Genomic DNA, 25,038 nt, shown 5'->3' with positions numbered 1-25,038 from the left:
CCCCATGCCTCCAGCCCGGAACAGTCACGAAAGCCATACCTCAACACATCAGCGAGGACAGTCCACGGATCGAGGTTTAGGCAGGCGGCTGAAAAAGCTTCGTGGCGCGCCCCCGGATGCGGTGCGGCGACTTGCTGACGACATCGCCGACGCCGAGACGCGCATCGCCGCGCGGCGCGCAGCCGCACCCACGATCAGCTACCCCGATCTGCCGGTGAGCGACCGGCGCGACGACATCGCGGCGGCGATCCGGGAACACCAGGTCGTGGTGGTCGCCGGCGAGACCGGCTCGGGCAAGACGACCCAGCTGCCAAAAATCTGTCTGGACATCGGCCGCGGTGTGCGCGGCGCCATCGGCCACACCCAGCCGCGGCGGTTGGCCGCCCGGACCGTGGCCGAGCGCATCGCCGACGAGTTGGGCAGCCCGCTGGGCGACATCGTCGGCTACACGGTCCGGTTCACCGATAAGGTCAGCGACCGTACCCTCATCAAGCTGATGACCGACGGCATCCTGCTCGCCGATATCCAACGCGACCGTCAGTTGTTGCGCTATGACACGTTGATCCTCGATGAAGCCCATGAACGCAGCCTGAACATCGACTTCCTGCTCGGCTACTTGCACGGGCTGCTGCCGCGCCGGCCCGATCTGAAGGTGATCGTCACGTCGGCGACCATCGAGCCGGGACGCTTTGCGGCGCATTTCTCCGGGGCGCCGGTGATTGAGGTTTCCGGTCGGACCTACCCGGTCGAGATCCGATACCGCCCGCTGGAGACCCCGGTCACCGCCGTCGCGACCACCCAGCGTCCCGGCGGCACCAGTGACCCGGACCGACCGATTACCCGGACGCACGCTCGCGACGAGGTCGAGGCGATCGTTGACGCGGTCGAGGAATTGCTGACCGAGCCACCGGGCGACATCTTGGTCTTCCTCTCCGGCGAACGTGAAATCCGGGACACCGCCGAGGCGTTGCGCGGCTACCACCGCCTTGAGGTGCTGCCGCTGTATGCCCGACTGCCCACCGCTGAGCAGCACAAAGTTTTCGCGCCCCCGACCGGGTCGCGGTTTGCGCGCCGGGTGGTGTTGGCCACCAACGTGGCTGAGACCTCGCTGACGGTGCCCGGGATCCGCTATGTCATCGACCCGGGCAACGCTCGCATCTCGCGCTACAGCCGGCGGCTGAAGGTGCAGCGATTACCGATCGAACCGATCTCGCAGGCATCAGCGGCACAGCGGGCCGGCCGGTCCGGCCGCACGGCGCCGGGGGTGTGCATCCGGCTGTATTCCGAGGCGGATTTCGCCGGCCGCCCGCGTTACACCGACCCGGAGGTGCTGCGCACCAACCTTGCCGCAGTGCTGTTGCAGATGGCCGCGCTGAGACTCGGTGATATCGCGAGCTTCCCCTTCCTCGACCCCCCGGATGCGCGCAGCATCCGCGACGGGGTGCAACTGCTGCAGGAACTCGGTGCTTTCGACCCGGCCGGGCAGATCACTCGGGTGGGGCGCCGACTGGCCCGCCTGCCGGTCGACCCGCGGCTGGGGCGGATGATCCTGGCGGCTGACACCGAGGGCTGCCTGCGGGAGGTGTTGGTTGTGGTGGCCGCACTGACGATCCCCGATCCACGGGAACGCCCGGCCGACAAAGAGGAGGCGGCCCGGGCCAGCCACGCTCGGTTCGCCGACGAGGAATCCGATTTCCTCGCCTACCTCAATCTGTGGAGATATTGACTGAGCAACGTAAAGAATTGTCCGGCAGCGGCTTTCGTCGACTTTGCCGCGACGAGTTTCTGCACTACCTGCGGATTCGGGAATGGCAGGACTTGGTCGGTCAACTTCGCGGTATCACCGCCGATCTCGGTCTGCGCGAATCCGGTGTCGGTTGGGACAAGCCCGCTGACCGGGCGCGGTTGCATGCGGCATTGCTGGCCGGGCTGTTATCGCATGTCGGTATGCGTCATGTCGACGGACGCGACTACCTGGGCGCGCGCAACGCGCGGTTCGCACTGGTACCCGGATCGGTCCTGGCGAAGCGGCCGCCGCGATGGGTGATGGTGGCCGAACTGGTCGAAACCAGCCGGCTTTACGGACGGACCGCGGCCCGGATCAACCCCGACGTCGTCGAACGGGTGGCGGGGGAGTTGGTTCAGCGCCGCTACAGTGAGCCGCACTGGGACGCTGAACGAGGACGGGTATTGGCTTTCGAGCGGGCGACGCTCTACGGCCTCCCGCTGGTGGCCCGACGTCGGGTCGGCTATGCCGACGTCGACCCGGCCGTGGCGCGAGAGATTTTCATCCGTCATGCGTTGGTACAGGGGGAGTGGCGCACCCATCATCGGTTCGTTGCGGAGAACGCGCGCCTGCGCGCCGAACTGGAAGAACTCGAGGATCGAGCGCGCCGCCGCGACCTGCTGGTCGATGACGACGAACTGTACGCCCTGTATGACGCCCGCATCCCGAACGGGGTGGTATCCGCGCGGCATTTCGACTCATGGTGGAAGAAGCAATCCCGGGAGGCCCCGACGCTACTGAACCTGACTCGCGATGACCTGCTGCGCGCCACCGAGACCGTCACCGATGGCCGCCCGAGTAGCTGGCAATTCGGGGATACCGCGCTGCCGCTGACCTATCGCTTCGAACCCGCCGCCGCCGACGACGGGGTGACGGTGCATGTGCCGATCGATGTGCTCGCCCGGCTCGGCGGTGCGGAGTTCAGCTGGCAGGTTCCGGCTCTGCGCGAGGAACTGGTCACCGCTCTGATCCGCTCGCTGCCGAAAAATCTACGGCGCAATTTCGTTCCCGCGCCGGACACCGCTCGCGCCGTGCTGGCGGCGATCGAGCCGGACGACGGAGCGTTACTGGAGGCGGTGCAGCGCGAATTACACTGTCGCACCGGGATACTGGTGCCCGTCGACGCCTTCAACCTGGACGCGTTGCCGTCGCACCTGCGGTTGACGTTCGCGGTGGAGTCCGCTGACGGCCGTGAGTTGGGCCGGGGGACCGATCTCGGTGCGTTGCAGGAACGGTTGGCCGAGCCGGCGCGGGTCGCGATCGCCGGCGCGGTGGCCGGCGAGCTGGAACGCCGGGGGCTACGCGATTGGCCCGACGGTCTCGACGACGTGCCTCGCGTGGTGGAACGCGAGGTGGATGGACGCACGGTACGCGGCTACCCGGCGTTCGTCGACACCGGTGCCGCCGTCGATCTTCGAGTCTTTGCCACCGCGGCCGAACAGCAGGTGGTCGCGGCACCGGGAACCCGGAGGTTGCTGCGGTGCAGGCTGGCCTCGCCGGTCAAAGCGGTGGAGCGGCAACTGGGTTCGCCTATGCGGCTGGCGCTGGCGGCAAATCCCGACGGTTCGCTGGCAGCGTTGATCGAGGACTGCGCCGACGCCGCAGTCGCCGACCTGGTCGGCGAACCGGTGTGGAGCCGGGACGGATTCATCGCCCTGCAGACGAGCGTCGGGAAAGACTTGGTGCCGACCACCGTGGACATCGTGGGCCGCGTCGAAAAGGTGTTGGCCGCAGCCCGCGAGGTACAACTGCTGTTGCCGGTCGAACCGTCGCCCGCCCAGCGCGACGCGATCGATGACGTTCGCGCCCAGATGGACCGGTTGCTGGCACCTGGATTCGTCACGGCCACCGGCCGCGCACACCTGGCCGATCTGACCCGCTACCTGGCTGCGATTCGGCGTCGCCTCGAACAGCTCCCGCACAAGATCGCTGCCGACCGGGAGCGGATGGCTCACGTGCACGCCGTGGCGGATGCCTACCGCGAACTGCTCGACTCCTTGTCTCCCGACCGACGGCTCGGTGCCGACGTTCGCGACATCGCACGCCAGATCGAGGAGTTGCGAGTGAGCCTGTGGGCCCAGCAGCTCGGTACACCACGGCCGGTCAGCCCGCAGCGCATTTTCCGGGCTATCGATGGTTTCCGTTGACATCTGGCCGACGGTGGCACCGCGTGCGCGGGTCATCGGTGACGTAGGGTCACCGGGCTCGACTGGGGCGGTCGCCCAGTGCGCCGGCCCAAGTGCCAGAGGGCTGAGGTGTCTAGCGCAAACGGGGCACGTCTCAGGAACGGCCAGCGCGGGAAAATGCCCCACCCAGCGCTTCCAGGGCGGCGGGCACCAGTCGGTAGTAGGCCCATTTGCCGCGCTGGGTTCGTTCAAGCAGGCCGGCGTCGACCAGGGTCTTGAGGTGGTGTGACACCGTCGGTTGGGACAGGTCCACCGGGGCGGTCAGGTCGCACACGCACGCCTCGCCACCCGGTTGGCTTGCAATCAGCGAGACCAACCGCAGCCGGGTCGGCTCAGCCAACGCCTTGAGTACACCCGCCAACCGCTCGGCGGTCACGATGTCGAGCACGCCGTCGGTGATCGGGCTGCAGCACGCCGCAAAGTCTGCGGCCAGCGGCAAGCCGTCGGGTTCGGTCGGGGGTGCGGTCGCGGCGGGCATGACCCCAGTATGCCACACGTATTGACGAGTATCGATGGATCGTGCAGACTGCATCCATAGACTCTTGTCGATGAATGGAAGTGAGACGAATGACCACCGAACATGACGCACTGCGCGACCAGGTCAAGGCGAGCTACGGTGCCGCCGCCGACGCGGTGCGCAGTGGCGACACCAACAGCGACGTACTGAGCGCAGCGAGCTGTTGCGGATCCAGCGATTCGGCCGATGTCGGCGTCATCTTCGGCGCGGGTCTCTACGGCTCGGACGAACACTCCGAGTTGCCCATCACGGCCGTTGAAGCCAGTCTGGGCTGCGGCAACCCGACTGCGATCGCCGAACTGCGCGCGGGGGAACGAGTGCTCGACCTGGGGTCGGGTGGCGGTATCGACGTGCTGCTCTCCGCCCGCCGAGTCGGCCCGCAAGGGTTCGCGTACGGCATCGACATGACCGACGAAATGCTCGCGCTGGCCGAGGAGAACAAAGCCAAGGCCGGCGCCACCAACGTGGAGTTCCGCAAGGGCGCCATCGAGGACATCCCGTTGCCGGACTGCGCCGTCGACGTGGTGATCTCCAACTGCGTGATCAACCTGTCGGCCGACAAACCGGCCGTGCTCGCCGAGATGTTTCGCGTCCTGGTCCCCGGTGGACGGATCGGGATCTCCGACGTCGTCGCCGAAGACCACCTGAGCCCGGCCGAGCGCGCCGAACGCGGCTCCTACGTCGGTTGCATCGCCGGGGCACTGTCACGCCAGGAGTACCTCGACGGACTGGCCGCGGTCGGATTCACCGACGCCACTGTGGAGTTCACCCACGAAATCGCCGAAGGAATGCACGGCGCGATCATCCGCGCCAGCAAGGCCGACGCGGGATGCTGCGGATGAGCGACACCGCCGTGGCGTCTGCTGGATCCGCAGTGGCCGCCAAGATGTCGACATTGGACCGGTTTTTGCCGGTGTGGATCGGGCTGGCCATGGCCGCCGGCCTGACGCTGGGGCGGGTGGTGCCCGGCCTGGGTGAAGCACTGGGCGCCGTGGAGATCGACGGGATCTCGTTGCCGATCGCGCTCGGGCTGCTGGTGATGATGTATCCGCCGCTGGCCAAGGTCCGCTACGACCGGCTTGGCGAGGTCACCGCCGACCGCAAGCTGCTGGGGTCCTCGCTGGTATTGAACTGGCTGGTCGGGCCGGCGTTGATGTTCGCTCTGGCGTGGACGTTGCTGCCCGATCTGCCCGAATATCGCACCGGGCTGATCATTGTCGGGTTGGCCCGTTGCATCGCCATGGTGATCATCTGGAATGACCTGGCGTGCGGGGACCGTGAAGCCGCCGCGGTGCTGGTCGCCTTGAACTCGGTCTTCCAGGTGGTCATGTTCGCCGTACTGGGCTGGTTCTATCTGTCGGTGCTGCCCGGCTGGCTGGGCCTGCCACAGAGCGGGATCGACGTCTCGGTGTGGCAGATCGCCAAGTCCGTGCTGATCTTCCTCGGTATCCCACTGTTGGCCGGGTATTTGTCTCGCCGCCTCGGCGAACGCGCCAAAGGCCGCGATTGGTATGACTCGCGGTTTCTGACTCGCATCGGCCCCTGGGCGCTGTACGGGTTGCTGTTCACGATCGTCATCCTGTTCGCCTTGCAGGGCCACCAAATCACCTCTCGACCAGGCGATGTCGCCCGAATCGCGGTGCCATTGCTGGCCTACTTCGCCCTCATGTGGGCGAGCGGCTACCTGCTCGGCGCTGCCCTGAAAATCGGCTACGAGCGCACCACCACACTGGCGTTCACCGCCGCCGGCAACAACTTCGAACTCGCGATCGCGGTGGCGATCGCCACCTACGGCGTCACCTCTGGGCAAGCCCTGGCCGGAGTCGTCGGCCCGCTCATCGAAGTACCGGTGCTGGTCGGTCTGATCTACGTGTCCTTGGCCCTGCGCCGACGCTTCACCCAAATCGTGGCACCCTCGCCGCCCGCGCCGGCCAAGCTGGACCAACGATGACCGACCAGGCCCTTCCCACGGTGTTGTTCGTCTGCGTGGGCAACGCGGGTAAATCCGTGATGGCACAAGCGTTGATGCGGCGTAGTGCCGGGGCGCGTGTCAATGCCCTTTCGGCGGGCACTCGCGCCAAGACCGGTGTCAACCCACTGTCCGCAGCAGTCATCAACGAAATCGGTGTCGACATCACCGGCCACCAACCGACCCAGCTGACCGACAGTCTGATCCGGTCTGCCGACCTCGTGGTGGTCCTCGGAACCGAAGCTCGACTCGACCCCGGTGTCACCATCCCGGTCGAAACCTGGGAAACCGACGAGCCCTCTCACCGCGGCATCGACGGCATCGAACGCATGCGCCTCATCCGCGACGACATCGCCAACCGGGTCCAGGCCCTCATCGCCAAACTCGTGCCCAAGGACACGGGGCCATCTCCGGAACAGGTAGCGCCGCCGACCAGGTCACCGCTACAAGCCGGTCAGCCTCCGATCTAATAAGAAAACCGACCGGGCCCGGCGCACCGTGAGCGGAGGCGGGCCCGGGGCCCACCACTGCCCACCGCCCTCGCAAAACGTCACAGTGACGAAATGGCGGGGTGCAGCTTTACTACGACGCTCGTTGCGGGGGGGCCGGTCTGAGCCCGGCCTCGTGGCGCAGTCGTGCTCCACGCTGCGACTCGAGTAGCGGCGGGCGCGCCCCAATAGCCGTCGGCCGGCGACGGGATCGTTGTCCGAGCGGCCGGCGGTTCCGTTGCGCTGATGGGGTTTGCATCGTGCGCAGCCGCGCCAGCTTCGCGACGGGTGATGAGGTCGGGCATCGACGTCTCCCGGAATGACTCCGCGCCAAGCGAAGAGCGCTACTTTATCGGTCGGTGTGGACAAGGCCCAGCCCACCGATCTGCCGATAAGCTACATTATGTCAAGTTAACCACTGCATATCATGTCGTTTCCCAACACCTTTCAGCGTTGCCCTATCGGTGATGCGGGTGTGTGACTGACCGTAATTCCAGTCGCGGGATTCCTGCGAAGTCGGCGGGGTTGCACGTGTACAACGGCAGTGCGTGCGTGATTGCGGTGGCCGCGATGAGTGCGTCGTAGGCGCGCGCAGCCGGCTTGCGCCCCGACGCGCGCAGCGCTGCCGCTACGGCTCCAAACGCCCGAGCGCAATCTCCATCGAACGGCAGGACGTCGAAATCGGCCTCGGCCTGCTGTAGGTGCTGCTGCCGGGCGCTGCGCTCTGCGTCATCGTTGGCGACGTGTGGACCTACGGACAGCTCGGCCAGCGTGATCGCGCTGATCACCGACTCGCCGGGGAGCTCGGCCGGGTCAGGAATCTGACCCAACAGGATCGCCGTGGAGGTATCCAGCATCCCCCGGCTCTGGATTTGAGTCACAGCGACGGGTCGATGAGGTTGTCGATGTCGCGCCGGAGGGCATCCGGGTTCACCGGCGGAAGATTCTTGCGGCGACGAATCAGTTCGGCGGGCGGCGCACTGGAGCGCGGCAGCGGCCGTAGTTCGGCGACGGGTGTGCCGTCCCGCGTAATGACGATGCGCTCGCCATGCTCGACACGACGCAGAACGTCTCCTCCAGTGTTGCGCAGTTCGCGCACCGTGACCGTAGCCATGTTCCCAGTGTATCACCGGTGAGACATAGATGTACCGCACTTTAAGCGCGCTGTTTCGCGCGAGAGAATATGCAGGAATCGAGTTACCGGTAGGAACGAATGGGGATTGTGCCCCGCGCTCGGTTGACCTGCCCGTTCTCCCGAGCGATCGACCTCCCCTCTCCTGGGAGATCTCGCGCCAATCTTTTGTCAGACCCTCGGAGGAGGCTGGGGTCATGTCGTCGACCGCCGCCGCTACTCCCGCCGGGACTCCGGCCGGGCGGTTGGATGCGTTGTTTTCGGAGTTGGCGGAGTTGACCGGTCAGCGTAATGCGATCGATGGGCGGATCGTGGCGATCGTGGCCGAAATCGACCGGGACGGGTTGTGGGGGTCGACGGGGGCACGGTCGGTGCCGGCGTTGGTGGCGTGGAAGACCGGGTCTTCGCCGAGCAATGCCGAGCGGTTGACCGCCGTGGCGCGTCGGTCAGCGGAGTTGCCGCGCTGCACTCAAAGCCTGCAAGAGGGCCGCTGTTCGCTGGATCAGGTGGCGGTGATCGCCGAGCGGGCCGGGGCGGGCGCGGGTTGCGATGGCCATTATGCGCAACTGGTGGAGATCGCCACCGTCGCGCAGTTGCGGACCGCGGTGAAGTTGGAGCCGCGCCCGGAGCCTGATCGGCCCCGTCGCCACGCTGCGATCACCAAGACCGGTGACGGCGAGTTCGATTTCTGGCGCATCACCTTGGCGCACACCGACTCCGCGGTCTTCGAGTCGGCGCTGGCTTCCCATCGCGACACGTTGGTGAGCCGGTGGCGCCGCGATCACCACGACACCGACCCCACCGGGGAGCCCACCGCGGAGAAGGCGAGCGGGCGCCCGCCGATGCCGACCACCGTCGATGCGTTCATGGCCCTGGTGCACGCCGGCTGGGACGCCGAGGCGGCTGCGCGCCCGCAGGGGCAGCGCACCACCGTGGTCGTGCACCTCGACGTCAAAGAGAAGCTGGCCGGGTTGCATCTGGGTCCGCTGCTCACCGACGCCGAACGCCGCTATCTGACCTGTGATGCCACCGCGGAGGTGTGGTTCGAACGCGATGGGCGCCCGATCGGGTGCGGGCGGGCCACCCGCACCGTCAACCGCCGGCTACGCCGCGCCCTGGAGGCCCGCCAGCCCACCTGCGCGGTACCCGGGTGCGGGGCCAGCCGCGGTCTGCATGCCCACCACATCGTGCACTGGGAAGACGGCGGACCCACTGAGCTGGCCAACCTGGTGCTGCTCTGCCCGTTTCACCACCGCCTGCACCATAGCGGCGGCCTCACCATCACCGGCCCCGCCGACCAACTACAGGTCGCCGACGCCGACGGTCACCCCCTGCGCCGCGGATCGCTGGCCCGAACCCCCACCGGCCCACCCCCGGCGGTCCCCCCGTGTTCCGGCCCACTCGGCGAAAACGCCGACTGGTGGTGGTACGACCCCTACCAACCCCACCCCCCACCCGACAACTAAACGGCGCCGGCGGGTGCGCGACTGGTACTCGAGCCACTCTGCCTACTGCACGGTGCAGCGAATCTGCCGGTTGAGGAAGCAGTTCGACGGGGGCGAGTACGTTCCGGACAGCACTCCGCGCATACCGCCGGTGGCGGTGTCCCCCGGCTTGATGATGCGGTTCCAGTTTGCGGGAGTCAGGACGAAGTGGGTGCCCGACTGCGCGATGCTGCTGCTCCAGGTGTGCGAAACCGACTGCCCCACCGGCATGTCGAACTCAAGCCGCCAGTCGGTCAGCGGCGCGCCGCTCCAATTGGTGATGCTGAAACTGGCGATGAATCCGGTCTGCCAGGTCGATGTCACCGACAACGTCGCCGTCGCCGCAGCGGCGCGGGCTACCGGGGTGGCTATCAGGCTGAACGAGCCGATCAGCAGCGCCGCGAAAGCCACGTGAAGCACTGTGGCCCAACTTTTCACGACATCGCGCAGCCCGGTCATAGCTGCCGACCCTATGGCAGCCGGATCGAGTCACCGCGGACGCCGCGACGACGCAGCCGTAACTTTGCCCAACTGCAACCGTCGCGAAACCTCGGATCTGCGTCGCTCCCTGCCGCCCTGGTGTCGGAGCCGGACATCGAATCGACCCTCGCCATCCTGGACGGTGGCCTTCATGAGGTTCGGCCCGCTGCGTCGTAGATCGAGCCAGACGCCTTTCATGGAGGCGTCACCGAACAGTGGAGCCAGCGCGATCAGGAGCGCCTTGCTCTCATCGTGGCCGGCGATGATCAGGTCTCGAACGATCGCGAGCTGCGCCCGGACCAGCGCGCTGTCCGATCCGCGGACCCGGACAGGGCCCAGTCGAGTAGCGAGTTGGTGCACCACAAGGAACATCCGCCGTCGGCGGGCGAGAATGAGGTTGAGCGCTGTGCGCTGGTAGGCGATCACGGCCTCCGCTACCGATTGACCGTAGCCCTCGCCAAAACCCTTGCCAGAAATTAGCATAGGGTAACCTAACAACTAATTGGTCGAGTGGGCAAACACCGACTGTGAAGTGGGTGGGTCATCGCACTGGCGGAGGTGCGGCGGCGGAGACGCGCCAACCGAGGCGTGCCAGCGAAATGGCGCCGGCTACGCCACCCCGGCCGAAGTGGCCCGGTTCGTCAACAGAACGCGGCAGCGAAGAAGAACGCGCCGGCCACCAGGCCGATGGCGATCGCGTTCGAACTCTGTCCGGTGGAAGCGGTGGCGACGATCCCCGCGCTGGCGACGATGAGGACCGCGATGCTGAACAGCGCGATCATGAGCCGTCGGAGGCTTAAGGTCGCGCCGGATCGTGGTGTGCCGACGACGCGTTTTCCCGACCGGCCCATCCGACTCACCTCTCACTATGACGTACGCCACAATCATAGCAAGAATATGAGCTAGGACACAGGAAGGGTCAGGCGCCGCGTCCCGGCGCGGTCCAGTGCACCACTTTCACGGCAGTCATCTCGTCGAGAAGTTCGGGTCCGAACCCGAACCCGGTGCCGCCGGCCCGACGGGGTTCCGCCGCTCCCCCGGGCGCCCCGCCGAACACGGCATTGATCTTCACCGTGCTCACCGGCAAGGGTCCGCAAGGCATTCGGTCCGCCCAGATGTCCGTTTGGGCCACACGTGCGTTCAGGAACGCCTCGGCCGCCGACGCGACCACATAGATCCGCTAGCGTCATCGGCGTCTCGCTCTCCTTGTCCCACGGGTGTGTCGTACCCGGTGGCCGAGCAGCGAAACCACCGCCGCAGGCAGCCCTGGTGAACACGTTTCGACTTCGCTCCCCCGGCAGGCTTACTCGCTGTTCAGAGGGCCAAGGGCGCCGCTAGAGGCTGTTACAGTGACGGCGGCCGAATCCCGATCGTGCAAAGGACCGCCGTGACCGAAGGAACCACCGAGACCACCGACGTCGTCGTGATCGGATTCGGCGCGGCGGGCACCACCGCCGCGATCACCGCCCGCGAACGCGGCGCGGAGGTCATCGCCGTCGACCGCGCCAACGGCGGCGGCGCCACCGCCATCTCGGGCGGCATCTACTACGCCGGCGCGGGCACCTCGATCCAACAGCAGGCGGGCGTGACCGACACCGTCGAGCAGATGCTGACCTATCTGCGGCTGGAAGTCGGCGAGGCGGTCCGCCCGGAAACCCTCGAGCGGTTCGTGCGCACCAGCCCGGAGAACCTGGAGTGGCTGCAGCAGCACGGCGTCCCGTTCGACGCCAGCCTCTGCCCCTACAAGACCTCGTTTCCGAACAACCGCTACTACCTGTACTACTCCGGCAGCGAGAACTCCGGGGCATTCCGCGCCCACACCCCGCCGGTGCCGCGCGGGCACCGCTTCAAGGGCAAGGGCACCTCGGGCAAGAAGATGTACGCCCCGCTCGCCGCGTCCGCCCGGCGACTGGGCGTGCGGTTCCGCCCGCACACCAGGGTCACCGAGCTGCTGCGCGACGACTCCGGTCGGGTGACCGGGGTGCAGACGATGACGATGAACTTCGCGCCGCGCCGCGTCCGCCGGCGCTATGCCCGGTTGGCGGCGATCTCCACCAAACCCGGCGTCTACTACCCACCGCTGCGTCGGGCCATGGAGGCGCGACTCACAGCCCTCGAAGCCCGCTACGCGCGGCCGTTGCGCATCGTCGCCCGCCGCGGCGTGATCGTCTGCGCCGGCGGCTTCTACGCCAACAGTGAGTGGCGCGAACACTACGCCCCGCAGTTCGGCGGCGGGCTGCCGCTGGGCACCAGCGGCGACGACGGCAGCGGAATCGCGCTAGCCGAGAGCGCGGGCGCCGTCACCGCACACATGGACGACGTGTCGGTGTGGCGGTTCATCACGCCGCCGAGTGCCTTCATCTCCGCCATCGTCGTCGACGACCGGGGCCAGCGGATCATCGACGAAACCCGTTACGGCGCAGCACTGGGTCACGCCATGGTCACCAGGCACGGCGGCAAGGGCTGGATCCTGGCCGACGCGACACTGATGGCCGAGGCCAAGCGTCAACTGTTCACCCAGACCCTGTGGTTCCAGCGCGCGCAGGCCGCCGCGCTGATGTTCTACGGCGCGGCGCGCGGCAAGACCCTGGCCGACGTCGCACGGGCCGCCGGCATCGACGCGGAGCGATTGGCCGCCACCGTCAAGGCACACAACGACGCCATCGACAACGACACCGCCGACCCGGTGGGCAAGCCCGCGGAATTCCGCCGGCGCATCGAACGCGGCCCGTTCACCCTGATGGACATCTCGGTGCGGCCCAACGTCCTCTACCCCACCCCGATGCTCACCCTCGGCGGGGTCCGCGTCGACGAGGACACCGGCGCGGTGCTCGACGCCGACGACCGGCCGATCGCCGGCCTCTACAGCGCCGGTCGCACCGCGGTCGGAATCTGCTCGGGCTCATACGTCAGTGGGTTGTCGATCGCCGACTGCGTGTTCGCCGGGCGTCGGGCCGGCGCCGCGGTCACCGCCGTCGCCTGACGTCAGCGGGTGTCGACCCACACCGTTGCCGCGAGGATCGCCGCCCCCGCCACGACCAGCAGCGCGGTGTCAACGGGCCGGAGTCGCGCCGTACCGGCAGCGCCCAGCCGGCGTTCGCGGGCGATGAGGAACAGCGGAAACGTGACGCTGATCGCGGTGAGCAGGCTCGCCGCCACATACAGCCAGACGAACCGTACCCCGTGCTTGCGGGCCTCGATGACCATCACGACGACCACGGCGAGGGTAAGCAGCAGGATGTCGGCGGTGATCGACCGCGCCGCGGGTGTCACGGTCGTATCACGCAAAAACGCTGTGGCGGTGGAGGTTCCGACGCCGTAGGCCAGGTTCTGGCTCCAGGTCGCGACCAGCGCCACCGCCGCGATCAGCGCGTAGTCGACGCACAGAGCCCGGCGGGCGGTGGACAGGGGCGCGGGTGAGCCGGCGACGGCCATGCGGCAACGATAACCGGCGGTCAGCCCGTCGGTGTGTCGATGCGCGACCGGAACGACGCGGCCGGGTGGGTCGCCGCACCGGCGGCGCGCACCCGTGTCACCAGCGTCGCGTCGGAGGTCACCACGGTGAGCTGCTCGGGCTCCGGCGCGGCTTCGACCAGGCGGACGATCTCGTCGTCGGCGGAGTCTGGCCGGGCCCGCGGGGCGTGCGCGATGGTGATCACCGACGAGTGGATCGGCGGTGACACCGCCTGCTCGAAGACCACGGTCACCTGCTCGCCCTCGGCGGTGGCCCAGCGCTCCAGGTGCGCCACCAGCCGGGACATCGCGGCCCGGCGATCCCGCCACCAGCCGTCGGGACGCGAGCCGATCACGTTCATCGCGTCGACGATCCACCGCGTCCCGGCGGCCGGCGGGGAGGAACTCAGCTCAACGCTGCCAGCGCGGCGTCGTAGTCGGGCTCCTCGCCGATCTCGGGAACCAGCTGGGTGTAGGTCACCTTGCCGTCGGCGTCGACCACCACGATCGCGCGGGCCAGCAGACCGGCCAGCGGGCTGTCGGTCAGCGTCAGCCCGTAGTCCTCGCCGAAGCTGCCGCGGAACGCCGAGGCGGCCGAGACGTTCTCGATCCCCTCCGCCGCGCAGAACCGCTTCAGCGCGAACGGCAGGTCCTTCGACACGCACAGCACGTTCAGGCCACCGGCGGCGGCCTTCTCGTTGAAGGTGCGCACGCTGGTCGCGCAGACCGGCGTGTCCACGGACGGGAAGATGTTCAGCAGCACACGTTTACCGCTGAACTGGTCGTTGCTGACCTCGCTGAGGTCGGCGCCGGTGAGCGTGAAGCCCGGGGCCGCTGCACCCTGCGCGGGCAGCTCGCCGACGGTGTTGACTGCATTTCCGTGAAACGTAACCTGTGCCATACCCCCCAGTCTGCCAAGTGGATCGCGGTGCGGGGAAGGCAGGCCCCGCCAGTCCGGCCCAGCGCAGGCCACCACACGCATAGGCTGCACCCATGAGCCTGGTCACCTACGAACTGAACGACCACGTCGCGACGATCACCCTCAACCGCCCCGACGCCCGCAACGCCATCAACGGCGCGCTGCGCACCGACCTCAACGACGCCTGGGACCGATTCCGCGACGACGAAGACGCCTGGGTGGGGATCCTGACCGGCGCCGGTGAAGTCTTCTGCGCCGGCGCCGACCTCAAGGACAGCGCGGGCGCGGTCGGCACCTTCGGCGGCACGTTCTGGGAGAAGCCGACCGTGAACAGTTTCGAAAGCGGCATGGAGCTTTTCAAACCGACGATCGCCGCGGTCCACGGTCCGTGCGTCGGCTACGGGCTGACCGGAGTGCTGTTCTGCGACTTCGTCATCGCCAGCACCGAGGCGGTGTTCGCCTACCCCGAGGTGTCGCTGGGCGTCCCCACCATCGTCGGAGCGATCCGGCTGCCGCAGAAGGTCGGCTGGGCCAACGCCATGGAACTGCTGCTGAGTGGACGGCCGATGAGCGCGCAACGGGCCTTCGAGATCGGCCTGGTCTGGCGGTTGGTGGAACCCGAACAGCTCCAGCAGACCGCTCGCGAGTGGGCCCGGACGCTGACCCGCGCCGCCCCGCTGGCACAGCGAGCGACCAAGGAGGTGGCCTGGCGCAGCGCCGACATGGGCTGGACCGAAGCGGTCCGGTTCGGCGAGACGATGCGCAAGGTGGTCGGCGCCACCGAAGACGTCACGGAGGGACTGACGGCCTGGCAGCAGAAACGCCGCCCGGAATGGCGTGGCCGCTGACCGGCCTTTCAGAAACCGGCGACCGAACCGAGTGTGCTGAACAGTAGATAACCGAGGCAGGCCAGCGCATTCAGTGCCGCGACGGTCAACCCCGCGACCAGAAACCAGCGCACGGTGCGCCGATGCCACCGCTCCTGACGGGCGCGACGCAGCTCGTGGCGCAGCTGCGCCGCGGTGGCGGCGAACCGGATGTCGGTGATCTCGGCGGTGCTGGCGGGGCAGCCCGCGGCGATCTCGACCAGGCGCTCGGCGGGGATGTGCACACCGACCGCCGCCATCCGCCTGCTCATCCGGCGTGCTCGTCGGGGCGCCAGCGCACCGTCCGGCTCCAGGACACGGCGCTGCGGGCTGGTCACGACGCAATCGTACTGCGGGGCGGGCGCTTCCGGGCCGGGTTGACGGTGACGGCCCGGGTTCGGGTCAGCGGCTCGTCGGCTCGCTGACCTTCACCAGCATCTTGCCGATGTTGACCCCGGTAAACAACCCGTTGAGCGCCGTCACGCACGATTCGAGGCCGTCGATGACGTGTTCGCGGTGCACCAGCAGCCCGTCGCGCTCCCAACCGCGCAGTGCGGCGAACGCCTCATCGAAGCGCCCCCACTCGTGGAGCGCGTTGAACCCTTGCATCCGCGCGGTTTTGGCCAGCAGGTTGACGTAGTTGGCCGGCCCCGGGTGCTCGCCGGTGAGATAACTGGAGATCACCCCGCACAGCACCACCCGGGCGTTGTGGGCCAGCCGCCCCAGCACCGCATCGAGGATCTCGCCGCCCACGTTGTCGAAGTAGACGTCGACACCGCGCGGACAGTGTTCTTTGAGATCCGCGGCGACCTGTCCGCGCTTGTAGTCGATGCAGGCATCGAAACCGAACTCCTCGACCACGGCGCGGCATTTGCGCGGCCCGCCGGCGATCCCGACCACGCGGGCCCCGGCGATCTTGGCGATCTGCCCGGCCACCGAGCCGGTCGCCCCGGCCGCGGCCGAGACCACCACCGTCTCCCCCGCCGCCGGCCGGCCCACCCCGACCATGCCGAAATACGCGGTGGCGCCGGTGGGCCCGAACACCGACATCACCGCGCGCTGGTCGACGTCGGTTCCGGCCACCGGCGTGGTGAACACGTCGTCGCGCACGATCACGTACTCCTGGAACCCGGTCAACGTGGTGACGACGTCGCCGACCGCGTAGGCGTCACACCGGGAGGCGACCACCTCGCCGATCCCGGCCGCCCGGATCACCTCACCGATCTGCACCGGCGGCAGATACCCCGGCTGGTCGTCCAGCCACGTCCGCACCGCCGCGTCGATCCCGATGTAGGTGGTGCGGACCAGCGCCTCCCCGTCAGCGGGCTCGGGGGCGGGCGCGGTGACCAGCTCGGTGTCGTCGGGTCCGACCAGGCCGGTAGGGCGGCGACGCAGCAGCACCTGGCGGTTCGTCCGGGACGTCACAGCGCACCCTCCAGGTACTGGGCGCGGCAGGCCAACCGGGCCAGCTTGCCGCTGGTGGTCCGCGGGATCGACCCGGCGGACAGGAACCGCACATCGGCGACCTCGAGGCCGTGGGTCGCCCTGACCGCCGCGACGATCGCGTCGACCGCCGGTTGCGGATCGTCGCGGCCGGTGCCGCGTGCCCGCTCGGCGACCACGACCAGCCCCCCGGCTCCGCCGTCGCCCGGCACCGCGAAAGCCACCGCGTAGCCGCGGCGCACCATCGCGGCGGCGTCGGCCACGGTGACCTCGATGTCGTGCGGGTAGTGGCTGCGACCGTCGACGGTGATCAACTCGGCGATCCGGCCGGTCACGTACAGCTCCCCGTCGAGATAGGCGCCCAGGTCACCGGTGCGCAGCCAGCCCGCCGACGCCGGCACGTCGCCGGCGTGCCCGTCGTCGCCGAGCGTCGCGGCGAGGACGGCGCCGAAGGTGGCGGCCGTCTCCCGCGGGCGACGCCAGTAGCCGCGGCCGACGTTGTCGCCGTGGAGCCAGATCTCCCCGACGTGGCCGTCGGGCAGCTCGCGGCGGGTCGCCGGGTCGACGATCACCCCGCGCAGGCTGCGCGCCAGCTGCCCGCACGACACCAGCGGCACCGCGGTGGGCGAGTCGGCGGGTACCCGCACGACGGTGCCGGTGGCCAGCCGATCCCGGTCGAAATGGGTCAGTTCGGCGCGGACGGTGGGGGCGGTCGTGGCGACCATCAGGGTCGCCTCGGCGATCCCGTAGGACGGCTTGATCGCGGTGGGCGCCAGGCCGTACGGGGTGAACGCTTCGCTGAAGGCGTCGATCGCGGCCATGCTGACCGGCTCGGAGCCGATGATCATCACCACGTTGCTCAAATCGACGTCCTCGCCGGGGCCGGGCCTGCCGCGCTGCGCGGCCCACTCGTAGGCGAGGTTCGGGGCGGCGGTCACCACCTGGCCGTGCCGGGCCTCGGCGGACAGCGCCTGGATCCAGCGCTGCGGCCGGCGGACGAAGGCCGTCGGCGACATCAGCGTGGAGTGCCCGCCGTAGACGGTCGGGAAGCCGATCATCGACAACCCCATGTCGTGGTAGAGCGGCAGCCAGCTCACCCCGTGGGTGTTGCGGTTCAGCAGGTCGATCGACAGGATCATCTGCACCAGGTTGGTGCCGACCGCCCGGTGGGTGACCTCCACACCGACCGGCGGGCGCGTCGCACCGGAGGTGTACTGCAGGTGGGAGACGTCGTCGACGGCCAGGTCGACGTGGCGGAAGTCCTCGCCCGCCGAGTCCGGGATCTCGTCGATGAGCAGGATCGGTGGCCGGTCCGCCGCAGGCAGGGCAGCCAACGCCTCCTGCACCGCGGTGGCGGTGGCGCGGGTGGTCAGCACCAGGCTCGGGGCGGCGTCATGCAGGGCGATGTCGAGTCGCTCGGCGTGGCCGGGCAGTTCCGGGGCGAACAGCGGTACCCCGACCGCGCCGGCCTTGACCGCGCCGAAAAAACCGCCGATGTAGTCCAGGCTCTGCGGCGCCATGATCGCCACCCGATCCCCGGGTCCGGCGTGCCGCTGCACCTCGGCCCCGATGGCACGCAGCCGGCTGCCGAGCCGGGCCCAGGTCCACTCCAGCACCTGCGGTTCGCCGCTGCCGGTGTAGTCCAGATACCGGTAGGCGACGGTGTCGCCGATGTTCGCGACGTTGCGGTCGATCAGCGACAGCGGTGTGGTGCCCGCGGGCAGCACGATCTCGCCCCGGTCGTCAAGACAGTCCTCGATTCGCAGCAGGCCCTTCGGCGGTGTGAACTGTTGTCCGGGTGCGGCACTCATAACCGCAGTGTAGGGCCGGGTCGCGAGACCCCCGCCGCTCAGCGTCGCGCGGTGCCGGTCGTCGGGCCGCCGTCGCGGGAGTGCAACAGGCAGATCACCGTGCTGGGCTCGGGCACGGCGCCGGTGCGGTCCTGCATCGAATCGATCAAGTAGGTCATGGCGTACCGGCTGTCGCCGACCGCGACGCCGGTGTAGTCGGTGAAACCGGCCGCGCACTCCACGTCGGCGACGTCGGTGACGGCGTCGTTGACCGGCACCGGCACCCGCCGGAAGACCTCCGCGGCGTGCGGCGCGGCGCAGTCCACGACCGTCACCAGGACGACGGCCGGATCGGCCGGCGGTGGATCGGCCAGGCAGTCACCGGTCTGCAGCGCCACCCACGGCCTCGTCTCGGCCGGCGCGACGCTGGGCGGTGGCGGCGGTGCCGGCGCCCGGGTCACCGGCGTCGTCGCGGTCGCCGACACGGTGGTGGCGGCGGTGTCGGCGGGTGGAGTCGGGCTGCAGCCGGTCGGCACCGCCAGCGCGGTCACCGCGATCGCCACCCCGGACCACTGCGGTCGCCAGTCCCTCGACATCGCGGGCCTCCTCGCGATCGCCCCCCGGTGCGCGGTCGAGTGTAGTGGCGGGCCGGCGACCGCACCGCGATCTCGGCGACGTCGGCAATCGCCCACATAGACTGGGCCGCAGTGGCAGACTCACTAAGTCTCCCCGAGGGTTTGTCGACGGGGCAGAGAACACCAGCGCCGAGAAGGAGCGAGCAATCATGGCCGTCGCGGAAACGGATTCGCAGACCACCTTCGAGCAGGACGTGACTGCGACCCAGCAGTACTTCGACGGTCCGCGGTTCAGTGAGATCACCCGGCTGTACACCGCGCGCCAGGTCGTCCAGCAGCGCGGAACCATCCCGGTCGATTACACCGTCGCGCGGGATGCGGCCGCGGCGTTCTACACCCGGTTGCGTGAGCTCTTCGCGGAGAGGAAGAGCATCTCCACCTTCGGCCCCTACTCCCCGGGGCAGGCGGTGACCATCAAGCGGATGGGCATCGAGGGCATCTACCTCGGCGGCTGGGCCACCTCGGCGAAAGGCTCGATCAGCGAGGATCCCGGACCCGACCTGGCCAGCTACCCGCTGAGCCAGGTGCCCGACGAGGCCGCCGGGCTGGTGCGCGCACTGCTCACCGCCGACCGCAACCAGGAGTACCTGCGCTCCCGGATGAGCGAGGAGGAACGCGCGGCGACCCCGGTGCACGACTTCCGCCCGTTCATCATCGCCGACGCCGACACCGGCCACGGCGGCGATCCGCACGTGCGCAACCTGATCCGGCGTTTCGTCGAGGCCGGCGTACCCGGCTACCACATCGAGGACCAGCGGCCAGGGACCAAGAAATGCGGGCACCAGGGCGGCAAGGTGCTGGTCCCCTCCGACGAACAGATCAAGCGGCTCAACACCGCCCGGTTCCAACTCGACATCATGCGGGTGCCCGGCATCATCGTGGCCCGCACCGACGCCGAGGCTGCCAACCTCATCGACAGCCGGGCCGACGAACGCGACCAGCCGTTCCTGCTCGGCGCCACCAACCTGTCGGTTCCGTCGTACAAGTCGTGTTTCCTGGCGCTGATGCGCTACTTCCACGACCAGCTGGGCATCACCGACCTCAACGGGCACCTGCTGTACTCGCTGCCCGACGGCGAGTACGCCGCCGCCGACGCGTGGCTGGAGCGGCAGGGTTTGCTGTCTGCCGCGTCCGAAGCGGTCGAGGGCTGGCGCTCCGGCGGCAGCGGGGAACAGATCGACAACGTCTACGACGCGGTGGAGTCCCGGTTCGTGCAGGCCTGGCAGGACGACGCCGGGCTGACCACCTACGGGGAGGCGGTCGCCGACCTGCTGGAGTTCGCCGCCAGCGAGGGCGAGGCCCGTGCGATGAGCGCCGACGAGTGGCGCGAATTCGCCTCCACCGCTTCGCTGTACACCGCGCAGGCCAAGGCCCGTGAACTCGGTGCGCCGGCGACCTGGGACTGCGAGCTCGCCAAGACACCGGAGGGCTACTACCAGATCCGCGGCGGAATTCCGTATGCGATCGCCAAGTCGCTGGCGGCGGCCCCGTTCGCCGACCTGCTGTGGATGGAGACCAAAACCGCCAACCTCGACGACGCCCGCCAGTTCGCCGACGCCGTCCACGCGGTCTACCCGGACAAGATGTTGGCCTACAACCTCTCCCCGTCGTTCAACTGGGACACCACCGGGATGACCGACGAGGAGATGCGCCGCTTCCCCGAGGAACTGGGCAAGATGGGCTTCGTCTTCAACTTCATGACCTACGGCGGTCACCAGATCGACGGTGTCGCCGCCGAGGAGTTCGCCGGTGCGCTCCGCCAGGACGGGATGCTGGCGCTGGCCCGACTGCAGCGCAAGATGCGGCTCATCGAATCGCCCTACCGGACTCCGCAGACCCTGGTCGGCGGGCCGCGCAGCGACGCCGCGCTGGCCGCGTCCTCCGGGCGGACCGCCACCACCAAGGCGATGGGCGAAGGCTCCACCCAACACCAGCACCTGGTGCAGACCGAGGTGCCCAAGAAGCTGCTCGAGGAGTGGCTGGCGATGTGGAGCGAGCACTACGGGATCGGTGAGACGCTGCGGGTGCAGCTGCGTCCGCGCCGGCCGGGCGGGGAACTGCTCGAGCTGGGCATCTACGGCGAGCACGACGGCGGCGAGGAGAAACTCCTCGCCAACGTGATCGTCGACCCGATCAAGGACCGGCACGGCCGCAGCATCCTGACCGTGCGCGACCAGAACACCTTCGCCGAGGAACTGCGGCAGAAACGCCTGATGACCCTCATCCACCTGTGGCTGGTGCACCGGTTCAAGGTCGACGCGGTCTACTACGTGACGCCCACCGAGGACAACGTCTACCAGACCGAGAAGATGAAGTCGCACGGCATCTTCGCCGACGTGCACCAGGAGGTCGGCGAGGTGATCGTCGCCGAGGTCAACCAGGATCGGATCCGCGACCTGCTCTCCCCGGACAAGACCGCGCTGCAGCAGTTGATCCGCAAGGAGGACTGAGCGCCGCCCGGCACCTCGATCGCGGACCGGAATCATCGGCTCGCGGCCGCCCGTTCTACGCTGGGTTCCACCCGAACAGGACTGAGGCGAGACGAGGCGGTGGGCGAGCATGACCAGAGTCGAAGTGAATTCCCTGCGGTGGCTGAGGTTGCTCGGCGCCGGTGCGCTCGCCGCGGCTGCGGCGGTGACCGCACCGACCGCGACGGCCCCGGTCGCCGGTGCCGCCCCCTGCCCCGACGTGGAGGTGGTGTTCGCGCGCGGCACCTTCGAACCGGCCGGGGTCGGCGGCGTCGGCCAGGGTTTCGTGGATGCGCTGCGTGGCCGGGTCGGTGACAGATCGATGACGGTCTACCCGGTCAACTACCCGGCCAGCACCGACTTCCCGACTGCCGCGCAGGGCGTCATCGACGCGAGCAACCACGTGCAGGCGACCGCTGCGAACTGCCCCGACACCAAGATCGTGCTCGGCGGGTTCTCCCAGGGCGCGGCGGTGGCCGGCTACGTCACCTCCGACTCGGTTCCGGAGAACTTCACCCTGCCGGACGGGATCGACGGTCCGATGCCCGCCGGGGTCGCCGACCACGTGGCCGCGGTCGCGTTGTTCGGCGAGCCGTCCCCGGCGTTCCTGCGGCAGATCGACGCACCACCGATCACGATCGGCTCCCGGTACGCCCCCAAGACCATCAACCTGTGCATCGACACGGACCCGATCTGCTCGCCCTCCGGCAACGACGGCGGCACCCACGGGCTCTACGCGGCCAACGGGATGACCGGTCAGGCCGCTGACTTCGTGGTCGAACGGCTCAACCGCCGGTAGCGCCGGATCAGCCCGGCAGCCGGGCGTTGATCAGCGGCGCGATCCGGTCGGCCAGGTAGCCGTGGCCCAGATCGTTGGGGTGGATGCCGTCCGCGCCGATCAGGAACGGCAACCCGACGAACCAGCCCTCGGCCAGCGGATCGACGAAGTCGGCGGAGGCCGCGGCCGCTTCCGCGGCGAGGATGTCGCGTACCCGCAGCACCGGCTCGGGGACCTCCGGCGTCGGCCACGGCGGCCCGATCACCAGCAGTTTCGCGTTCGGGGCGCCGCGGCGCGCCACCGCGAGGGCGTCGCGCATCTGTCCGGGCAGCCGGCCGAAGTCGGCGACGTCATCGTTGCGGGAGCCGAAGAACACCACCAGCACGTCGTCTGTGCCGACGGCCCGGGCGGCCAGGTCGGTGAAGATGCTGCCGTGGTTTCCGCGGACGCCGTAGCCCGCGCCGCCCTCGGCGACCACGCTCATCGTGACCGGCTTGCCGTCGTGGTCGAGCAACTGACCGGCCCGCACCGGCCAACCCTGCGGCCCGACGCCGCCCTCGACCGAGCCCGTGGTGTAGGAATCACCGATCACCGCGATGTGGCTCACCGCGACGTGATGGTCGGTCAGCCGGTAGGGGGCGCGGGCCTGACAGCCGAGCAGCCCGGCCAGCAGGGTCAGCGAGGTGATGATCAGAGCCGGCCGACGCACCGCTGCCTCCCGATGTGGTTGAGGGTCGGCGCGGCGGACACCGCGACCGGAGGGAACCATCAAACCAAACGGCCCGCGCCGACCGTCTCCCCGACCGGCGAGGGCTGCGTCGTTGTCGGCGGGGACGGCGTTGTCGTCGTCGCCCATGCCCCGGCGGGCAGGTCGGCGTCGCGGACCTCGACCATCCGGCGCATCCAGCGTCGCGCGGGCTCCTCGACCAGGTGGTAGAGCAGCGCCGCCGCGGCCACCGAGACCCCGATGGTGCCGACCACCACCAGCTTGCCGCCGGCCGGGTTGAGGACCACCTGGTGTTCGGCGGCGAACCAGTCCCACGCCGTGTGCACGATCTCGTGCACCATGTACAGCGCGAAGGAGATCTGGCCGCCGTAGACCAGCAGCCGGGTCGACAGCAGCCGGGTCAGCACGCCGGTGCCGACCGTCAGCGTCACCACCAGCGGGACGAACAGGACGTCGACGAGGCCGCGGGCGTCGGGGATCGTGGCGATCGGGTGTGCGTCCAGCCAGTACAGGGCGCCGACGATGACCGCGACCAGCAGCACCGAGAGCGCGCCCGCCCCGGTCCGGGCCCGCGGTGTGAGCCGCAGCTTGCGGACCGCGGTGCAGGCCAGCGCCCCGGCGGTGAACTGCATCACGATCCGCGGCAGCCAACTCCACGGGGTGTAGAACTCGCCGGTGGCCACCAGCAGCAGCAGCGGCGGCAGCGTGGCCGCCAACGCCAGCCACAGCAGTCCCCGTGCCCGGGTGACCCGGGCCAGCCGGAACACCACCAGGATCAGCAACCCGAACAGCAGGTAGGCCAGCCATTCGGCGCTGATCGACCAGGCCGGGCCGTCCCAGCTGGTGCGGTCGAAGTACGGCTCGAACCACAGCTGCACCAACAGCAGCTGACGGAGATAGCTGACCGCAGTCAGGTTCTCCGCGTCCGGGGACGGGGTGTTGCCGACATTGAGGGTGAAGATGATCCACACCGCGGCCAGATGCAGGGTGACCAGGTACACCGGCCAGACCCGGGCCAGCCGCAGCCACAGGAACCGCAGGGTGGCTCGCGCCGACCAGCGCTCCCCCATCCGGTCCAGATAGTTCCAGGTCAGGACGAAGCCGCTGAGGATGAAGAACAGGTCGACGCCCTGCGCGCCGGTGTCGAGCACCGGTGCGAGCGCCTCGGCGCGGTAGGGGGCCGCCTCGGCGAGCAGTGGCCGGAAGTGGAACAGCACCACCCACAGGGCAGCCACGATTCGCAGGCCGGTCAACGCCCTGATCTCTCCGCCGCCCACAACTCTCTTTCCGGGCTCGTCCCTGCCGGTCTCGGTGCCGCCGCGGCCTGCCGCGGCTTCCGCAGGGTAACAGCAGGATCGGGCCCGATCCGGGACCTGCGGCGGCCGCGTCTCGGCCGCCGCGGTTCGGCCCCCGCGGTCGGGCGCGCGTACGCTGGGGGGCCATGAGATCGAAAGCAGCAGCGGTGGCCGCGGCGATGTTCGTGGTCACCGGCGCGGTAGCGATCGGTCCGGCCGCGGCCGACCCGGCCGACCCCGCTGAGCCGGCCGAGCCCGCCGAACCGGCGACGGTGATCGACGCCGACGGTCACTACGCGGTCGGCACCGACATCGCACCCGGCACCTACACCTCGGCCGGGCCGGTCGAGGACGGCACCTGCTACTGGAAACGCAGCCGCGACGGCAAACTCCTCGACAACGCGATGACCAAGAAACCGCAAGTCGTGCGGATCGAACCGACCGACACCGAGTTCCGCACCAGCGGGTGCCAGCCGTGGACGCTGGACAACTCCGCCGAGGCCCCGCCGCCGCTGGACGCCGCGGGGGCCGAGGCCCGGTTGCGGGGGGACATCGGGCGGCTCAACCTCGGATCGCTGCTGCACGGCGGCGGGCAGGTGCCCGGGCCGTGACCGCAACCGCC

At 69.1% G+C, this 25,038-nt stretch carries 25 protein-coding genes and 1 pseudogene; 10 read left to right on the top strand and 16 right to left on the bottom strand.

Annotated features, from left to right (window positions below; genetic code table 11):
- The first annotated feature begins 4 nt into the window (after window positions 1–4).
- A pseudogene (hrpA, locus tag AWC30_RS15170) lies at window positions 5–3,933 on the top strand (ATP-dependent RNA helicase HrpA).
- A 133-nt stretch (window positions 3,934–4,066) separates the two neighbouring features.
- Here hrpA and AWC30_RS15165 read toward each other — a convergent pair.
- A complete protein-coding gene (locus AWC30_RS15165) occupies window positions 4,067–4,450 on the bottom strand; it encodes an ArsR/SmtB family transcription factor (protein ID WP_085111064.1) in 384 nt (127 codons plus the stop codon).
- 89 nt (window positions 4,451–4,539) lie between these two features.
- On the opposite strand from AWC30_RS15165, the gene arsM reads away from it, so the two are divergent.
- From arsM to AWC30_RS15150, 3 genes are read left to right on the top strand one after another with little or no spacing between them, the layout of a single operon-like run.
- Entirely contained in the window at window positions 4,540–5,331 is a 792-nt protein-coding gene (gene arsM, locus AWC30_RS15160) for an arsenite methyltransferase (protein ID WP_085111063.1), read from the top strand.
- Complete coding sequence (arsB, locus tag AWC30_RS15155; RefSeq protein WP_372507209.1) at window positions 5,328–6,440, top strand: ACR3 family arsenite efflux transporter; 1,113 nt, start codon at window positions 5,328–5,330, stop codon at window positions 6,438–6,440. Before arsM ends, arsB begins: the two co-directional genes overlap by 4 nt.
- Complete coding sequence (locus tag AWC30_RS15150) at window positions 6,437–6,928, top strand: arsenate-mycothiol transferase ArsC (RefSeq protein ID WP_085111061.1); 492 nt, start codon at window positions 6,437–6,439, stop codon at window positions 6,926–6,928. The genes arsB and AWC30_RS15150 overlap by 4 nt, the downstream gene beginning before the upstream one ends.
- Window positions 6,929–7,404: 476 nt before the next feature.
- Here the strand turns inward: AWC30_RS15150 and AWC30_RS15140 are convergent, their stop codons facing one another.
- Together AWC30_RS15140 and AWC30_RS15135 are read right to left on the bottom strand one after the other, a co-directional pair.
- Window positions 7,405–7,803, bottom strand: a complete 399-nt coding sequence (locus AWC30_RS15140; RefSeq protein ID WP_085111076.1) for a type II toxin-antitoxin system VapC family toxin — start codon at window positions 7,801–7,803, stop codon at window positions 7,405–7,407.
- Window positions 7,804–7,823: 20 nt separating this feature from the next.
- Complete coding sequence (locus AWC30_RS15135; RefSeq protein WP_085111059.1) at window positions 7,824–8,060, bottom strand: type II toxin-antitoxin system Phd/YefM family antitoxin; 237 nt, start codon at window positions 8,058–8,060, stop codon at window positions 7,824–7,826.
- Window positions 8,061–8,275: 215 nt separating this feature from the next.
- Between AWC30_RS15135 and AWC30_RS15130 the strand changes: the two genes are divergently transcribed.
- Window positions 8,276–9,544, top strand: a complete 1,269-nt coding sequence (locus AWC30_RS15130) for an HNH endonuclease signature motif containing protein (RefSeq protein ID WP_085111058.1) — start codon at window positions 8,276–8,278, stop codon at window positions 9,542–9,544.
- Between the two features lie 42 nt (window positions 9,545–9,586).
- Here the strand turns inward: AWC30_RS15130 and AWC30_RS15125 are convergent, their stop codons facing one another.
- From AWC30_RS15125 to AWC30_RS17445, 4 genes are all read right to left on the bottom strand, one after another.
- Complete coding sequence (locus AWC30_RS15125; RefSeq protein ID WP_085111057.1) at window positions 9,587–10,021, bottom strand: cellulose-binding domain-containing protein; 435 nt, start codon at window positions 10,019–10,021, stop codon at window positions 9,587–9,589.
- 30 nt (window positions 10,022–10,051) lie between these two features.
- Window positions 10,052–10,468: a hypothetical protein gene (locus tag AWC30_RS15120; RefSeq protein WP_133053705.1), complete on the bottom strand. Its 417-nt coding sequence runs from the start codon at window positions 10,466–10,468 to the stop codon at window positions 10,052–10,054.
- Between the two features lie 215 nt (window positions 10,469–10,683).
- Complete coding sequence (locus AWC30_RS17625; protein ID WP_165756488.1) at window positions 10,684–10,824, bottom strand: hypothetical protein; 141 nt, start codon at window positions 10,822–10,824, stop codon at window positions 10,684–10,686.
- A 137-nt stretch (window positions 10,825–10,961) separates the two neighbouring features.
- Entirely contained in the window at window positions 10,962–11,114 is a 153-nt protein-coding gene (locus AWC30_RS17445) for a hypothetical protein (RefSeq protein ID WP_234808113.1), read from the bottom strand.
- Window positions 11,115–11,414: 300 nt separating this feature from the next.
- On the opposite strand from AWC30_RS17445, the gene AWC30_RS15115 reads away from it, so the two are divergent.
- The gene (locus AWC30_RS15115) at window positions 11,415–13,025 is read left to right on the top strand and encodes an FAD-binding protein (RefSeq protein WP_085111055.1); all 1,611 of its coding nucleotides are present in this window, start codon (window positions 11,415–11,417) and stop codon (window positions 13,023–13,025) included.
- Between the two features lie 2 nt (window positions 13,026–13,027).
- On the opposite strand, the gene AWC30_RS15110 is transcribed toward AWC30_RS15115, so the two are convergent.
- From AWC30_RS15110 to tpx, 3 genes are read right to left on the bottom strand one after another with little or no spacing between them, the layout of a single operon-like run.
- Window positions 13,028–13,477, bottom strand: coding sequence for a DUF2834 domain-containing protein (locus tag AWC30_RS15110; RefSeq protein ID WP_085111054.1), 450 nt, complete (start codon window positions 13,475–13,477; stop codon window positions 13,028–13,030).
- A 20-nt stretch (window positions 13,478–13,497) separates the two neighbouring features.
- Window positions 13,498–13,857, bottom strand: a complete 360-nt coding sequence (locus AWC30_RS15105; protein ID WP_085111053.1) for an NYN domain-containing protein — start codon at window positions 13,855–13,857, stop codon at window positions 13,498–13,500.
- A gap of 44 nt (window positions 13,858–13,901) precedes the next feature.
- Window positions 13,902–14,396, bottom strand: coding sequence for a thiol peroxidase (gene tpx / locus AWC30_RS15100; RefSeq protein ID WP_085111052.1), 495 nt, complete (start codon window positions 14,394–14,396; stop codon window positions 13,902–13,904).
- Window positions 14,397–14,488: 92 nt separating this feature from the next.
- Here tpx and AWC30_RS15095 point away from each other — a divergent pair, with 92 nt between their 5' ends.
- Window positions 14,489–15,262, top strand: coding sequence for an enoyl-CoA hydratase/isomerase family protein (locus AWC30_RS15095; RefSeq protein ID WP_085111051.1), 774 nt, complete (start codon window positions 14,489–14,491; stop codon window positions 15,260–15,262).
- Window positions 15,263–15,270: 8 nt separating this feature from the next.
- Here AWC30_RS15095 and AWC30_RS15090 read toward each other — a convergent pair whose 3' ends face one another.
- From AWC30_RS15090 to AWC30_RS15075, 4 genes are all read right to left on the bottom strand, one after another.
- Complete coding sequence (locus AWC30_RS15090) at window positions 15,271–15,618, bottom strand: hypothetical protein (protein WP_234808111.1); 348 nt, start codon at window positions 15,616–15,618, stop codon at window positions 15,271–15,273.
- Between the two features lie 64 nt (window positions 15,619–15,682).
- The gene (locus tag AWC30_RS15085) at window positions 15,683–16,705 is read right to left on the bottom strand and encodes an NADP-dependent oxidoreductase (protein WP_085111049.1); all 1,023 of its coding nucleotides are present in this window, start codon (window positions 16,703–16,705) and stop codon (window positions 15,683–15,685) included.
- Window positions 16,702–18,534 (bottom strand): fatty acyl-AMP ligase, encoded by a 1,833-nt coding sequence (locus tag AWC30_RS15080; protein WP_085111048.1) that lies wholly within the window; start codon window positions 18,532–18,534, stop codon window positions 16,702–16,704. Before AWC30_RS15080 ends, AWC30_RS15085 begins: the two co-directional genes overlap by 4 nt.
- A 38-nt stretch (window positions 18,535–18,572) precedes the next feature.
- On the bottom strand, window positions 18,573–19,109 hold the full coding sequence (locus tag AWC30_RS15075; protein WP_109562086.1) for a hypothetical protein: 537 nt from the start codon (window positions 19,107–19,109) through the stop codon (window positions 18,573–18,575).
- Window positions 19,110–19,297: 188 nt separating this feature from the next.
- Between AWC30_RS15075 and aceA the strand changes: the two genes are divergently transcribed.
- Entirely contained in the window at window positions 19,298–21,598 is a 2,301-nt protein-coding gene (gene aceA, locus AWC30_RS15070; protein ID WP_085111047.1) for an isocitrate lyase ICL2, read from the top strand.
- Window positions 21,599–21,722: 124 nt separating this feature from the next.
- A complete protein-coding gene (locus tag AWC30_RS15065; protein WP_372507220.1) occupies window positions 21,723–22,415 on the top strand; it encodes a cutinase family protein in 693 nt (230 codons plus the stop codon).
- A gap of 7 nt (window positions 22,416–22,422) precedes the next feature.
- Here AWC30_RS15065 and AWC30_RS15060 read toward each other — a convergent pair whose 3' ends face one another.
- Both AWC30_RS15060 and AWC30_RS15055 read right to left on the bottom strand, forming a co-directional pair.
- A complete protein-coding gene (locus AWC30_RS15060) occupies window positions 22,423–23,163 on the bottom strand; it encodes an Rv0518 family GDSL lipase (protein WP_109562089.1) in 741 nt (246 codons plus the stop codon).
- Complete coding sequence (locus AWC30_RS15055; RefSeq protein WP_085111044.1) at window positions 23,163–24,398, bottom strand: acyltransferase family protein; 1,236 nt, start codon at window positions 24,396–24,398, stop codon at window positions 23,163–23,165. Before AWC30_RS15055 ends, AWC30_RS15060 begins: the two co-directional genes overlap by 1 nt.
- 164 nt (window positions 24,399–24,562) lie before the next feature.
- Here AWC30_RS15055 and AWC30_RS15050 point away from each other — a divergent pair, with 164 nt between their 5' ends.
- Window positions 24,563–25,027 carry an Rv1352/Rv1906c domain-containing protein gene (locus tag AWC30_RS15050; RefSeq protein WP_085111043.1) on the top strand — a complete coding sequence of 155 codons (465 nt, stop codon included), beginning with the start codon at window positions 24,563–24,565 and terminating at the stop codon, window positions 25,025–25,027.
- Window positions 25,028–25,038: the final 11 nt, after the last annotated feature.

Origin of the sequence: Mycolicibacillus trivialis (assembly GCF_002102395.1) — a bacterium.
Taxonomy (GTDB): domain Bacteria; phylum Actinomycetota; class Actinomycetes; order Mycobacteriales; family Mycobacteriaceae; genus Mycobacterium; species Mycobacterium triviale.
The sequence above is the reverse complement of the archived record's forward strand: the minus strand, read 5'-3'. Positions and strand labels throughout refer to the sequence as shown.

Excerpts from the sequence above, each read along its gene's own strand:
- aceA (WP_085111047.1), top strand. The coding sequence starts at position 19,298 with ATGGCCGTCGCGGAAACGGATTCGCAGACCACCTTCGAGCAGGACGTG.
- tpx (WP_085111052.1), bottom strand. The coding sequence starts at position 14,396 with ATGGCACAGGTTACGTTTCACGGAAATGCAGTCAACACCGTCGGCGAG.
- arsM (WP_085111063.1), top strand. The coding sequence starts at position 4,540 with ATGACCACCGAACATGACGCACTGCGCGACCAGGTCAAGGCGAGCTAC.
- AWC30_RS15080 (WP_085111048.1), bottom strand. The coding sequence starts at position 18,534 with ATGAGTGCCGCACCCGGACAACAGTTCACACCGCCGAAGGGCCTGCTG.
- AWC30_RS15050 (WP_085111043.1), top strand. The coding sequence starts at position 24,563 with ATGAGATCGAAAGCAGCAGCGGTGGCCGCGGCGATGTTCGTGGTCACC.
- AWC30_RS15165 (WP_085111064.1), bottom strand. The coding sequence starts at position 4,450 with ATGCCCGCCGCGACCGCACCCCCGACCGAACCCGACGGCTTGCCGCTG.
- AWC30_RS15130 (WP_085111058.1), top strand. The coding sequence starts at position 8,276 with ATGTCGTCGACCGCCGCCGCTACTCCCGCCGGGACTCCGGCCGGGCGG.
- AWC30_RS15140 (WP_085111076.1), bottom strand. The coding sequence starts at position 7,803 with ATGCTGGATACCTCCACGGCGATCCTGTTGGGTCAGATTCCTGACCCG.
- AWC30_RS15105 (WP_085111053.1), bottom strand. The coding sequence starts at position 13,857 with ATGAACGTGATCGGCTCGCGTCCCGACGGCTGGTGGCGGGATCGCCGG.
- AWC30_RS15095 (WP_085111051.1), top strand. The coding sequence starts at position 14,489 with ATGAGCCTGGTCACCTACGAACTGAACGACCACGTCGCGACGATCACC.
- AWC30_RS15075 (WP_109562086.1), bottom strand. The coding sequence starts at position 19,109 with ATGTCGAGGGACTGGCGACCGCAGTGGTCCGGGGTGGCGATCGCGGTG.
- AWC30_RS17625 (WP_165756488.1), bottom strand. The coding sequence starts at position 10,824 with ATGATCGCGCTGTTCAGCATCGCGGTCCTCATCGTCGCCAGCGCGGGG.
- AWC30_RS15060 (WP_109562089.1), bottom strand. The coding sequence starts at position 23,163 with ATGGTTCCCTCCGGTCGCGGTGTCCGCCGCGCCGACCCTCAACCACAT.
- AWC30_RS15125 (WP_085111057.1), bottom strand. The coding sequence starts at position 10,021 with ATGACCGGGCTGCGCGATGTCGTGAAAAGTTGGGCCACAGTGCTTCAC.
- AWC30_RS15150 (WP_085111061.1), top strand. The coding sequence starts at position 6,437 with ATGACCGACCAGGCCCTTCCCACGGTGTTGTTCGTCTGCGTGGGCAAC.
- AWC30_RS15135 (WP_085111059.1), bottom strand. The coding sequence starts at position 8,060 with ATGGCTACGGTCACGGTGCGCGAACTGCGCAACACTGGAGGAGACGTT.
- AWC30_RS15110 (WP_085111054.1), bottom strand. The coding sequence starts at position 13,477 with ATGGCCGTCGCCGGCTCACCCGCGCCCCTGTCCACCGCCCGCCGGGCT.
- arsB (WP_372507209.1), top strand. The coding sequence starts at position 5,328 with ATGAGCGACACCGCCGTGGCGTCTGCTGGATCCGCAGTGGCCGCCAAG.